Below are 12,900 nucleotides of genomic sequence, written 5' to 3'. Positions count from 1 at the left end.
TCGTAAGACTGGAGCCTTTTTACTTTGTAGCGTTCAGCAGCGGATTCAGCTTATACCCAAAGAATGCGCGTGTTGGGAGTTCGAATCTCTCCACCTATTACAGCTACAAAATATTACAGGATACTTTTAGGGACAATTCGTCGGGCTTTTACGCCTATTTGTTTAAAAATGCTGACGTAGTGATCAGGGTTGAAATCTTCACTAATCAGCCAAGCATTATCTGGCTCCATTTCCAATAGTATTGAGCTTTTTACTCGCTCGGTAATATCGGGTGAATGAATGACAGTGAAGCTTTCAGTATTTAAATTAGCGCTTCTTGGATCAAAGTTATACGTGCCAATGACAGTTACTTTACTATCGATAGTCATAGTTTTTGCGTGTAGGCCAAAGATAGGAGTGGTAGGTAGCCTTTTAAACATGTGTTCTGTCATTACTCTACGACGAACTTTGGCATCAGGTCTGAACTCATATATCTCGACCCCTGTTTTAAGTAATTTTGAACGATCTCGTTGATAACCACTAAATGCTTCGAGGTTATCATTAGAGGCAAGGCTGTTTGTTAAAATCTTAATCTCTACGCCTCGATCAACTAACTGCTTTAGAAATTTACGATCAGCTTTAGTGGTAACTAGGTAGGGGGTTTGTATAAGAATGCTTTTCTGGGCTTTTTCGGCGAGTTCAATGAGTTTAGTTCGAGTGATACTCCCCCCCCCCCGAGAAATGTTTTTCGGTTATTTTTTCCTGGCTTATCTGCGATATATTCTACATGCTCTAGGAATAGAAAATCTCCGCTAGCGGCTAAATTTTTAAAGGTCTGTGGAACTTTCTGTATTTCGGCTCTTATCTCAGGGTGGAAGTTACTAGGATTACAGGAATATGAGTGAAGTCTGGAAAAATCAGGGTTTCTAGAATAAGGGTTTTTTCCTATCAAGCTTTCAACATTCGTGCTCAATTCGTGTTTCCAATACTCATCAAATGATGTTTTGACATCGGTTACAACCTTACCTGCCAAGAAAACATCTCTGTCTCTGAAGTTATACTCGTGGTCAAAACCGAAATACTCATCGGCTATGTTTCGTCCACCTGTAATTGCTATCTGATCATCGGCGAGAAAAACTTTGTTGTGCATTCTCTGATTTAAACCATGGAAGTCAGTCAACACTGTTCCTAGTTTATTGATGATGTTTTTACCTATGTTTACGTTAGGGTTATAGATTTTGATATCAATATTGTCATGAGCAGCCAGCATTAAAAGTTCGTCGCCTTTGGCTTCGAGCATAATATCATCAACCAGAACTCTAACCTTTACTCCTCTTTCTGCTGCCCGAACAAGGTGATCTGTGGCGATTAGCCCGACATTATCAACAGAGAAAATAAAATACTGAATATCAATTGTCTTTTCAGCTCTATCAGTTAGCCAAGCTCTAGACATCATAGCTTCAGCACCCTGCTCTAAAACATAGACACCTGTTTTATCTTTGAGCTGCGACTCGTATGGCTTTATATAATGAGAAAGACTTTTGATTTTTTCTTTCGGTAAGGAAGCGCAATAGTTTTTATCAGATAAAGGTACACTATCAGAAGTTGCGCTACATCCAGTCGAAACCAATAGAAATGAACATAGTAAAGAGATTATTTTCATCTGTGTAAATATATTGAAACCGGTAGTTATATCTTTAGCATATCACTAAAAGGAGATTTATTGATATTGATATTGATATTGATATTGATATTGATATTGATATTTGTGCTTATTATTTTGGTGGGAGATTTCACGCATAAAAAAGCCCACTCAATAGAGTGGGCCAAAAATATAAATTGTTAGTGCTGGATTATTTTAGTAAAGCATCGTTGCCGTTTTCGCGGATATGTTTTAGTAGTCCTTTAACACCGCGAGCACTTGAAGAGACGACGTTACCTGACTTCATATAGTCTGTACCACCGGCAAAGTCTGTTACTATTGCTCCTGCTTCGCGCGCAATAAGTTCACCTGCTGCGATATCCCAAGGTTTAAGACCTAGTTCAAAGAAGCCGTCAACACGCCCTGCTGCTAGATAGCATAAGTCTAAAGCTGCAGAACCTGTGCGTCTGAAATCTGAGCAATCAACAAAAAGGGCAGACACGATCTTGAAGTAAGACTCAGAATGTTGTTTTTGCTTGAATGGGAAACCAGTCGCTAAAATAGCACCTTGCATATCTTTAATTTGTTTAACACGAATGCGAGCACTATTTAGTTGAGCTCCGGAACCACGTTGGGCTGTAAATAGTTCATTTAACATAGGGTCGTAAACACAAGCAACTTCCGTTTTCCCTTTTAGGCGAACTGCGATTGAAACAGAAAAATGTGGGAAACCTTTAATGAAGTTTGTTGTGCCATCCAGAGGGTCTATGATCCATTGAACTTCATCGTCTTTACCAGTTAGTAAGCCGGTTTCCTCACTGATAATAGTGTGATCTGGATAAGAGGCTCGGATAGTATCTATAACGATCGATTCTGCTTCTTTGTCGATATTGGTAACAAAGTCATTGGTGCCTTTTTGAATGGACTCAATTTTATCGACATTTTCTAAAGATTTAGCAATATGATTGCCTGCTTTTCGCGCTGCGCGAATAGCGATGTTAAGCATAGGATGCATACAAATTTCCCAACGGATGTTAAAGAACAGAAAAACGGACGGGAGTATACCAGATAACTGGCTAAATGGAAGTGGGTGTTTTTTGTCCTATTAGTCAAAAGGGTGTGATGTTTTTCACTCTGAATATGTTACTATCGCGCGGTCCAAATTTACTGTCTGGGAAAAACCAATGTTAAATAATGTTAAAGTGGTACTTGTTGGGACCTCACATTCAGGAAATATTGGTTCAGCAGCTCGAGCAATGAAAGTTATGGGTTTGTCTCACTTGGTTCTTGTTGATCCTCAATGTGAAATAGATCAGCAAGCTATGTCTATGTCGTCGGGTGCGACTGACATACTCGAGAACGCATCAATTGTTAGCTGCCTCACTGAAGCTATTTCGGACTGTAGCCTTGTTGTCGGTTCTAGCGCTCGTTCACGTACTTTGGAGTGGCCGATGTTAGAGCCACGTGAATGTGGTCGAAAGTTTATTGAGCAAGCTTTAGTTTCTCCAACTGCACTGGTTTTTGGTCGCGAGAGGACGGGCTTGACAAACGAAGAGCTGCAAACCTGTCATTTCCATGTCTGCATTCCTGCGAACCCTGAATACAGCTCACTGAATCTTGCGATGGCAGTCCAGACGCTAAGTTATGAAGTGCGTATGGCTTATTTAGATCATAAAAAAGCGGCGTATCAAACTATTGAAGCCCATGACTTCCCTAGGCATAAAGAGTTAGAGTTGTTTTTCTCTCATTTGGAAAATGTCGCGAAAGATATTGACTTTATTAGCGATAAACAACCTGGGAAAGTGATGAATAAACTGCGTCGCTTATTCACGCGAGCTCGGCCTGAAACTCAAGAGCTAAACATTTTGCGTGGTATTTTGACTGCTATTGAAAAAAAATTACCTTAGTACTTTTTCTCGTATTTTCCTAAATAATACCTGACTAAAATACTTGGTTAAATACTTGACTATTTTAGTCGGGTATGAAAGAATTTATAACACATAAACGATGTGGATATGGTGTTATATGAGACTTACATCTAAAGGAAGATACGCAGTTACAGCCATGTTAGATGTGGCTCTGCACTCGCAGCAAAACCCAGTACCACTGGCCGATATTTCAGAGCGTCAGGGTATTTCACTTTCTTATTTGGAGCAACTTTTTTCCAAACTACGAAAGGCTGGGCTAGTTGCTAGTGTTCGCGGACCGGGAGGCGGTTATCGTTTAGGCACAGATGCCAACGCTATTGCAATTGGTACTGTTATTGCTGCAGTCGATGAATCTGTCGATGCGACAAAATGTCACGGCCGAGGTGATTGCCAAGGCGGAACTCGTTGTTTAACTCATACACTTTGGCATGACTTGAGCTCAAGAATCAGTGATTTTCTAAACAATATCACACTGGGTGAGCTGATGATTGATAACGATGTTCTAGAAGTATCAGATCGCCAAGACCTTGATCTTGCGACTAATAATGGGTTTTCTAAAAAGAATTCTAACACCGCACCCATCGGTATAAATTTCCGCTCTTAAGCGGTTTGCCTGTTACATTGGAGTAGAGAATGAAACTGCCTATTTATCTTGACTATTCAGCAACTTGCCCAGTTGATCCACGGGTAGCTGAAAAAATGGTTCAGTACATGACTATGGACGGTACGTTTGGTAATCCAGCATCTCGTTCACATAGATATGGCTGGCAGGCGGAAGAAGCCGTTGACACTGCTCGTGAGCAGATTGCGGATTTATTAAATGCAGATCCGCGAGAGATTGTTTTCACTTCTGGCGCGACTGAATCTGATAACTTAGCTATAAAAGGTGCTGCTCACTTCTATTCTAAGAAGGGTAAGCATATTATCACTTGCAAAACAGAGCACAAAGCCGTTCTTGATCCATGTCGTCAACTAGAGCGCGAAGGTTTTGAAGTGACTTATTTAGAGCCAGGAGCAGATGGTATTATTGATCTAAAGAAACTTGAAGCAGCAATGCGTGAGGATACTGTTCTAGTCTCTATCATGCATGTGAATAATGAGATTGGTGTTGTTCAAGATATTACCGCAATAGGCGATTTATGTCGTAGCCGTAAAATCGTTTTCCATGTTGATGCCGCCCAGTCTGCGGGTAGATTACCAATCAACGTGCAAGAGATGAAAGTTGACCTCATTTCCTTATCTGCACATAAAGCCTATGGTCCTAAAGGTATCGGTGCTCTTTACGTACGTCGCAAACCACGTATTCGTTTGGAAGCCCAGATGCATGGTGGTGGTCATGAACGTGGTTTCCGTTCTGGTACTTTGCCAACTCACCAAATTGTCGGCATGGGTGAGGCTTTCCGTATTGCTAAAGAAGACATGCAAAAAGACTACGAGCATGCAATGACTCTTCGCAACCGTTTGTTTGAGGGTGTCAAAGATCTTGAAGCTGTGACAGTTAATGGCTCTTTCGAGCAACGTGTTCCTCATAATTTAAATATCAGCTTTGCTTTTGTTGAAGGTGAGTCTCTGCTGATGTCATTGAAAGACCTTGCGGTTTCTTCTGGTAGTGCTTGTACTTCAGCCAGTTTAGAACCGTCGTATGTATTACGTGCTTTAGGCTTAGACGATGAATTAGCGCATAGCTCAGTTCGATTCTCCTTCGGTCGTTTTACAACCGAACAAGAAGTGGATTATGCAATTGAACAAATCCGTGTAGCTGTGACTAAGCTACGCGACATGTCTCCTCTATGGGATATGTACAAGGAAGGAGTAGATTTAAGTACAGTTGAGTGGGCACACCACTAACTTGTTAAGTTACGCTTCAATAGTTGTTATAGAGGATTCGAGGTAAAAATTATGGCATATAGCGAAAAAGTAATTGATCACTACGAGAACCCAAGAAATGTTGGTTCCTTTGATAAAGAAGATCCAAATGTAGGTAGTGGTATGGTTGGTGCGCCTGCCTGCGGCGATGTGATGAAGCTGCAAATTAAAGTAACACCAGAAGGCATTATTGAAGATGCTAAATTCAAAACATACGGTTGTGGTAGTGCTATCGCGTCAAGTTCACTCGTAACTGAGTGGGTAAAAGGCAAAAGCATAGATGAAGCGGCAGAAATTAAAAATGCTGAAATAGCTGAAGAGCTTGAGCTTCCACCAGTAAAAGTGCATTGCTCCATTCTTGCGGAAGATGCGATCAAAGCGGCAGTTGCTGATTACAAGAAAAAACACCAATAATAAGCAATCTGTATATAATGGGGGCATAGTGCTCCCATTCCACGAGTCAACAAATTAATTAAGGTGCAGTATGGCCATCACAATGACAGAAACGGCAGCAAGTCGAGTTAGAACATTCTTAGAAAACCGAGGCAAAGGTGTCGGTTTACGTTTGGGTGTAAAGACGACAGGTTGTTCTGGCATGGCTTACGTACTTGAATTTGTTGATGAGCTTAATGAAGAAGATGAAGTGTTTGAGCACCAAGGCGTTAAAGTGATTATCGACAAAAAGAGTTTAGTTTACCTTGATGGCACAGAGCTTGACTACGTTAAGGAAGGGCTGAATGAAGGTTTTGAGTTTAACAACCCAAATGCCAAAGGCGAATGTGGTTGCGGTGAAAGCTTTAACGTGTAACTTATGAGTGCCATCTGGCCCTGTGTTATTTAAGGACCGACCTCTTAATGAATTATTTTGAACTATTCGGGCTACCACGTCAGTTTCAACTGGATGGTAGCCTTCTTTCTTCGCAGTTTCGTGAGCTACAAAAACGCTTCCACCCAGATAATTTCGCTACCGCATCTGAGCGCGATCGCCTGATGGCAGTACAAAAGGCATCAGAGATCAACGATGCTTACCATGTGCTTAAAAGTCCGCTCTCTCGAGCAGAATATATACTAGCCGAAAATGGGGTTGATATCCGTGATGAACAGCAGACGATGAGCGATCCAATGTTTCTCATGCAACAGATGGAACTGCGAGAAAAGCTCGAAGATATCCCGTCTCAACCCGAACCAGAGGCCGCATTGTTTGACTTTGATGCTGAAGTGAGCAAAACCTACAAGCAGTATATTCAAGCTGTTGAAGTGGAACTGGATGCTGGTCAGTGGACTCAAGCTGCCGACACTGTGCGTAAGCTCAAGTTTATCGCCAAACTGAAAAATGAAATAGAGCTAGTAGAAGAGAAACTCCTCGGCTAGTGAATAATAAGGACCAAGCATGGCATTACTCCAAATAGCCGAACCCGGACAAAGTTCTGCACCTCATGAGCATAAGCTAGCGGCAGGTATTGATCTAGGTACGACGAATTCACTAGTTGCTGCTATACGCAGCGGTGACGCTTCAACGTTAAAAGACGAACTAGGGCGGAGCATTCTTCCATCCATCGTCAACTACTCTCAAGCAGAGACTATCGTGGGTTATGAGGCGAAGCAAAAGGCTGAATCGGACCCCGAAAATACCATGATTTCGGTTAAGCGTTTACTTGGGCGCTCACTACAAGATATTCAGACTAGATACCCTAATCTGCCTTACCAGTTTAAAGAGAGTGACAATGGTCTACCTGTGTTTGAGACAGCATCTGGTGACAAAAACCCAATTCAAGTGTCTGCTGACATTTTGCAATCTTTGGCTGAGCGTGCTGAGAAAACCCTAGGTGGTGATTTGTCTGGGGTTGTCATTACAGTGCCAGCCTATTTTGATGATGCCCAGCGTGCAGGTACAAAAGATGCGGCCAAGCTAGCTGGCCTCAACGTTTTACGTTTATTAAACGAACCTACCGCGGCTGCGATTGCCTATGGTCTTGATTCTGGGCAAGAGGGTATTATTGCTGTTTATGACCTTGGCGGTGGTACGTTTGATGTATCTATCCTTCGCTTGTCAAAAGGTGTTTTTGAGGTTCTTGCCACTGGTGGTGATTCAGCATTAGGTGGGGATGATTTTGATCATCTCTTGGCCAAATATTTACTTGATCAAGCTGGCGTTAAAGCTCCCTTATCTCCGGAGCAGCATAGAGCAATATTAAACCTTGCAACTGATACTAAGATTGCATTATCTGACAAAGATTCTGTCGATGTTGAGTTTTTAGATTGGACAGGGAGCATATCAAGAAGCGAGTTTGATTTGTTAATCCAACCGCTTGTGAAAAAGACTTTGATGTCGTGTCGTAGAGCATTAAAAGATGCGCAAGTAGATGTTGATGAAGTACTAGAAGTTGTCATGGTTGGAGGCTCTACACGAACTATACTAGTTCGTGAAATGGTGGGTGAATTTTTTCAACGTACACCATTAACCAGTATCAACCCAGATGAGGTCGTAGCCATAGGCGCAGGTATTCAGGCCGATATCTTAGTTGGTAATAAGCCAGATACTGAAATGTTGCTTTTGGATGTAATACCTCTTTCTCTTGGAATTGAAACCATGGGCGGCTTGGTTGAGAAAATTATTCCACGCAACACCACAATCCCGGTTGCGCGAGCGCAAGAGTTCACCACGTTTAAAGATGGTCAGACCGCAATGAGTGTGCATGTTATGCAGGGAGAGCGAGAAATGGTCGATGATTGTCGCTCGTTAGCTCGATTCTCTCTCAAAGGAATCCCTCCAATGGCAGCTGGAGCTGCGCATATACGAGTCACTTACCAAGTTGATGCTGACGGTTTACTCTCTGTGAATGCTATGGAGAAGAGCACTAAGGTTCAATCTGAGATTCAGGTCAAACCTTCTTATGGTCTGAGCGATGATGAAGTGGCGAATATGTTGCGTGATTCGATGACTTATGCCAAAGAAGATATGCTGGCGCGCGCATTGGCTGAGCAGCGTGTAGAAGCCGATAGAGTGATTGAAGGTTTGCTGGTGGCGATTCAAGTTGATGGTGATGAATTATTGTCAGAGCCTGAGAAAGCAACATTAGTCGGTGTTATTGAATCCTTGATTGAGCTTCGTAACGGTGACAGCGCTGATGCAATTGAGCAAGGTATTAAAGATGCTGACAAAGCAAGTCAAGACTTTGCTTCACGCCGTATGGACAAGTCGATTCGATCTGCGTTATCAGGTCAATCAGTAGATGATATTTAAGAGAAACAGTTATGCCTAAGATTATTGTATTACCGCACGAAGATTTATGTCCTGAAGGTGCGGTCTTGGAAGCGAACACAGGTGACACAGTTTTAGATGTCGCACTTAAAAATGGCATCGGCATTGAACATGCGTGTGAAAAATCTTGTGCATGTACTACATGCCATATCGTTATCCGTGAGGGTTTTGATTCTCTTGAAGAGAGTGATGAATTAGAGGATGACATGCTAGACAAAGCATGGGGCTTAGAGCCTGAGTCACGTTTGGGGTGTCAAGCTAAGGTTACCGATGAAGATTTAGTCGTAGAAATACCTAAGTACACACTTAACCATGCCTCTGAAGATCATTAAAAATTTTAATGGCACAAACTAACCCAAAACGAGAAGGAAAGTGAGCAATGAAATGGACGGATTCACGGGATATAGCAATAGAGCTTTGTGATAAGTTTCCAGAGCTTGATCCTAAAACAGTTCGATTTACTGACTTACATAAATGGATCACCGAGTTGGATGAGTTTGATGATGAACCTAATCGCTCGAATGAAAAAATCCTAGAAGCAGTGATCTTATGCTGGATGGATGAAATGGACTAGATAGAAGCGTAAAAGCTTTTCAAGTTAACATTTCTGATTAAAAAAAACGGGCGATATTGCCCGTTTTTTTATTGAACTAACATTTTTAGCTTTTAAGATGCTAACATCCCTAGGTTGAGCAAATAGGCGTAGAGTTCGCCAGTAACAAAGACAAGGAGAAACCATGTCCGAACAAATGTCAGTATTTTTGAGTACCGAATCAGCGCCTGCCCATTGGGGAGAAAAGGCAATCCTTTCTTTTTCAGAACAAGGTGCAACAATTCATTTAGGACAAGGTAATGAATTAGAAGTCGTTCAGCGGGCTGCTCGAAAACTAGACTCTCAGGGTATAGCATCGGTTTCACTCCAAGGTGCTGGCTGGGACTTAGAAACAGTTTGGGTATTTCATCAGGGATATCGTAATCCAAAGAAAAACAATGCTTTAATTTTGCCTGAACTTGTTGACGTTGCTCAAACCGAGTTAGAAGCACGGATTAAAGCAACTGAATTTACCCGCGACATCATCAATAAACCGGCAGAGGAAGTCGCTCCAAGACAGTTGGCGACCATGGCGGCTGAGTTTATTAAGTCTGTTGCACCAGAAGGTTCGGTAAAAGTCCGTATCGTAAAAGACAAAGATCTGTTAGATGAAGGTTGGGAAGGTATCTATGCAGTTGGGCGTGGTTCGGAGAGAACATCTGCCATGTTACAGCTGGATTATAACCCTACAGGCGATGAGAACGCGCCTGTAGGGGCATGCTTAGTTGGCAAAGGGATCACCTTTGATTCTGGCGGCTATAGTATTAAGCCATCAAATTTCATGACTGCGATGAAATCAGACATGGGTGGCTCTGGTACCATTACTGGTGGGTTAGGGCTGGCGATTATGCGCGGTCTTAACAAGCGGGTAAAACTGATTCTTTGCTGTGCTGAAAATATGATTTCAGGTAGAGCGCTAAAGCTTGGTGATATCATCACCTATAAAAATGATACGACGGTTGAGATTATGAATACGGACGCCGAAGGACGTTTAGTATTAGCCGATGGGTTGATATATGCCAGTGAGCAAAAACCTGAATTGATTATTGATTGTGCAACCTTAACTGGGGCTGCCAAGAATGCTCTAGGTAATGATTATCACGCATTAATGAGTTTTGATGAATCTCTTTCTCAGCAAGCTTTATCTGTCGCTAAAGAAGAAAAAGAAGGCTTGTGGTCGCTTCCTCTAGCCAGTTGTCACCGAGATATGTTACCGTCAAACTTTGCGGATTTGTCCAATATCAGTAGTGGCGACTACGCACCAGGTGCGAGTACCGCAGCAGCATTTTTATCTTACTTTGTAGAAGACTATCATAAAGGATGGCTGCACTTTGATTGTGCAGCGACGTATCGTAAATCTGCAACGGATATGTGGGCTGCAGGAGCTACTGGAGTTGGCGTACGTACTTTAGCTGGTCTACTAATCCAGCAAGCAAATCAGTAATTTTAGTGGCGTCTTAACGCTCAATAGCAAAATATTATAAAGGTATACCTATGGCTCTAGAAAGGACATTTTCTATCATCAAACCTGATGCAGTAGAACGTAACCTGATTGGCGAAATCTACAATCGTTTTGAAAAAGCAGGTTTTAAGATTGTGGCAGCAAAAATGTTGCAATTGACTGAGGAGCAGGCTAGTGGCTTTTATGCTGAGCATGAAGGCAAACCATTTTTTCCACCTTTGAAAGAGTTTATGACATCAGGTCCAATAATGGTTCAGGTTCTGGAAGGAGAGAACGTTATTGCTAGATATCGTGAGTTGATGGGTAAGACTAACCCTGAAGAAGCAGCTTGTGGAACCCTGCGTGCTGACTACGCCATAGATATGCGTCTTAACTCGGTACATGGCTCTGATAGCCCTGAGTCGGCAGCCAGAGAAATAGAGTTTTTCTTTCCCGCTGCTGAAATTTGTCCTCGCGGCTAGTTTGCTTCTATATCTAGTTATTGGTGCTGCTTAGATCGGCAGCGCCTTTATCGCATCTTTTTTACCTAGGTAAATATCTTATCGCTGTTAACAAGTTGTTTATCAATTTAGTTGATGAGTCGCGCGATTGATTTTATGAAAATCATAAGGTTAGATTCTCTACCTCATGTTGGCTTTATTTTTCTCTAATCAGTATTTTTATTTGAGTTAAATATTAATCTTAAGTTGCTGAAAAATAGTCTCCTCTTCTATTTTTCTTCCTTAAGAAAGCAGTACTATCAGATGATTGCCTTCACGACATAAGTTTTTTTATTCACACATGCACGCAAAGCTATCAGTCTTGACAGATTGTGATATACTCTGCGCGCAATTTATACCTTATTAACAGAGTAAGACAATGGCAGATTTATCAAAGTACAGAAACATTGGTATTTTCGCGCACGTTGATGCGGGTAAAACTACCACCACTGAGCGTATCCTTAAGCTTACTGGTAAAATCCACAAAACTGGTGAAGTACACGACGGTGAGTCTACAACTGACTTCATGGAGCAGGAAGCTGAGCGTGGTATCACAATCCAGTCTGCTGCCGTTACTTGTGAGTGGAACGGCCACCGCCTAAACGTTATCGATACTCCGGGACACGTTGACTTTACAGTAGAAGTATATCGTTCACTTAAAGTTCTAGACGGTGGTATCGGTGTATTCTGTGGTTCTGGTGGTGTTGAGCCTCAGTCAGAGACTAACTGGCGTTACGCGAACGATTCAGAAGTATCTCGTTTGATCTTCGTGAACAAACTAGACCGTATGGGTGCAGACTTCTTCCGCGTTGTTGACCAAGTCAAAAACGTACTGGGTGCTAACCCTCTAGTAATGACTCTGCCTATCGGTCGTGAAGACGATTTCGTTGGTGTTGTAGATGTTCTAACACGCAAAGCATACGTGTGGGATGACTCTGGTCTTCCAGAAAACTACGAAGTTCAAGATATCCCAGCAGATATGGTTGACGATGTAGAGCAATACCGTGAAGAGCTAGTTGAAACTGCTGTAGAGCAAGACGACGACCTAATGGAAGCGTACATGGAAGGTGAAGAGCCTTCTATCGAACAGCTAAAAGCTTGTATCCGTAAAGGTACTCGCGATCTAGCATTCTTCCCAACTTTCTGTGGTTCTGCATTCAAAAACAAAGGTGTTCAGCTTGTTCTTGACGCAGTTGTAGACTACCTGCCAGCACCAACAGAAGTTGATCCTCAGCCTCTAACTGATCCTGAAACAGGTGAGCCTACTGGTGAAGTTGCTACAGTATCTGCTGATGAGCCACTAAAAGCACTAGCATTCAAAATCATGGATGACCGTTTCGGTGCTCTAACCTTTATCCGTATCTATTCTGGTCGCATGAAGAAGGGTGACACTATCCTTAACTCTGCAACTGGCAAGACTGAACGTATCGGTCGTATGTGTGAGATGCAAGCTGATGAGCGTAACGAGCTGACTGAAGCACAAGCCGGTGACATTATCGCAGTTGTGGGCATGAAGAATGTTCAAACTGGTCACACTCTATGTGATCCTAAGCACGAATGTACGCTTGAAGCGATGATCTTCCCAGAACCAGTAATCTCAATCGCAGTTGCACCTAAAGATAAAGGTTCTACTGAGAAAATGGGTATCGCTATTGGTAAGATGGTTGCAGAAGATCCATCATTCCAAGTA

Annotated in this window: 15 protein-coding genes; 12 read left to right on the top strand and 3 right to left on the bottom strand. The window is 42.3% G+C overall.

What is annotated here, in order from left to right; all coding sequences use genetic code 11:
- Positions 1-113 precede the first annotated feature (113 nt).
- From AAFM34_RS18335 to suhB, 3 genes are all read right to left on the bottom strand, one after another.
- Positions 114-647, bottom strand: a complete 534-nt coding sequence (locus tag AAFM34_RS18335) for a phospholipase D-like domain-containing protein (RefSeq protein ID WP_341665328.1) — start codon at positions 645-647, stop codon at positions 114-116.
- Positions 629-1,642: a phospholipase D-like domain-containing protein gene (locus AAFM34_RS18330; protein ID WP_341665326.1), complete on the bottom strand. Its 1,014-nt coding sequence runs from the start codon at positions 1,640-1,642 to the stop codon at positions 629-631. Before AAFM34_RS18330 ends, AAFM34_RS18335 begins: the two co-directional genes overlap by 19 nt.
- A gap of 190 nt (positions 1,643-1,832) precedes the next feature.
- Positions 1,833-2,636 (bottom strand): inositol-1-monophosphatase, encoded by an 804-nt coding sequence (suhB, locus tag AAFM34_RS18325; RefSeq protein WP_341665324.1) that lies wholly within the window; start codon positions 2,634-2,636, stop codon positions 1,833-1,835.
- A gap of 169 nt (positions 2,637-2,805) precedes the next feature.
- Between suhB and trmJ the strand changes: the two genes are divergently transcribed.
- The 12 genes from trmJ to AAFM34_RS18265 all read left to right on the top strand — a co-directional run.
- Positions 2,806-3,528: a tRNA (cytosine(32)/uridine(32)-2'-O)-methyltransferase TrmJ gene (gene trmJ, locus AAFM34_RS18320; RefSeq protein WP_341665322.1), complete on the top strand. Its 723-nt coding sequence runs from the start codon at positions 2,806-2,808 to the stop codon at positions 3,526-3,528.
- Positions 3,529-3,646: 118 nt separating this feature from the next.
- Positions 3,647-4,153, top strand: a complete 507-nt coding sequence (gene iscR / locus AAFM34_RS18315) for a Fe-S cluster assembly transcriptional regulator IscR (protein ID WP_341665320.1) — start codon at positions 3,647-3,649, stop codon at positions 4,151-4,153.
- Positions 4,154-4,182: 29 nt separating this feature from the next.
- Positions 4,183-5,397, top strand: coding sequence for an IscS subfamily cysteine desulfurase (locus AAFM34_RS18310; RefSeq protein WP_341665318.1), 1,215 nt, complete (start codon positions 4,183-4,185; stop codon positions 5,395-5,397).
- A 51-nt stretch (positions 5,398-5,448) separates the two neighbouring features.
- Positions 5,449-5,829: a Fe-S cluster assembly scaffold IscU gene (iscU, locus tag AAFM34_RS18305; protein ID WP_114788027.1), complete on the top strand. Its 381-nt coding sequence runs from the start codon at positions 5,449-5,451 to the stop codon at positions 5,827-5,829.
- Between the two features lie 70 nt (positions 5,830-5,899).
- Entirely contained in the window at positions 5,900-6,223 is a 324-nt protein-coding gene (gene iscA / locus AAFM34_RS18300; RefSeq protein ID WP_341665316.1) for an iron-sulfur cluster assembly protein IscA, read from the top strand.
- 47 nt (positions 6,224-6,270) lie between these two features.
- Entirely contained in the window at positions 6,271-6,786 is a 516-nt protein-coding gene (gene hscB, locus AAFM34_RS18295) for a co-chaperone HscB (protein ID WP_341665314.1), read from the top strand.
- A gap of 19 nt (positions 6,787-6,805) precedes the next feature.
- Positions 6,806-8,659 (top strand): Fe-S protein assembly chaperone HscA, encoded by a 1,854-nt coding sequence (hscA, locus tag AAFM34_RS18290; RefSeq protein ID WP_341665312.1) that lies wholly within the window; start codon positions 6,806-6,808, stop codon positions 8,657-8,659.
- Between the two features lie 11 nt (positions 8,660-8,670).
- Complete coding sequence (fdx, locus tag AAFM34_RS18285) at positions 8,671-9,009, top strand: ISC system 2Fe-2S type ferredoxin (RefSeq protein ID WP_341665311.1); 339 nt, start codon at positions 8,671-8,673, stop codon at positions 9,007-9,009.
- A gap of 47 nt (positions 9,010-9,056) precedes the next feature.
- Positions 9,057-9,251: a Fe-S cluster assembly protein IscX gene (gene iscX, locus AAFM34_RS18280; RefSeq protein WP_114788032.1), complete on the top strand. Its 195-nt coding sequence runs from the start codon at positions 9,057-9,059 to the stop codon at positions 9,249-9,251.
- 163 nt (positions 9,252-9,414) lie between these two features.
- Positions 9,415-10,713, top strand: a complete 1,299-nt coding sequence (pepB, locus tag AAFM34_RS18275; protein ID WP_341665308.1) for an aminopeptidase PepB — start codon at positions 9,415-9,417, stop codon at positions 10,711-10,713.
- A gap of 50 nt (positions 10,714-10,763) precedes the next feature.
- The gene (ndk, locus tag AAFM34_RS18270) at positions 10,764-11,192 is read left to right on the top strand and encodes a nucleoside-diphosphate kinase (protein ID WP_341665306.1); all 429 of its coding nucleotides are present in this window, start codon (positions 10,764-10,766) and stop codon (positions 11,190-11,192) included.
- A 397-nt stretch (positions 11,193-11,589) separates the two neighbouring features.
- Positions 11,590-12,900: elongation factor G (locus AAFM34_RS18265; RefSeq protein WP_341665304.1), on the top strand; the 1,311-nt coding region annotated here is incomplete at its 3' end.

Source organism: Vibrio sp. (assembly GCF_038138445.1).
Taxonomy (GTDB): Bacteria; Pseudomonadota; Gammaproteobacteria; order Enterobacterales; family Vibrionaceae; genus Vibrio.
Note: the sequence above shows the minus strand (reverse complement) of the source record. Positions and strands in the feature narration are given on the sequence as shown.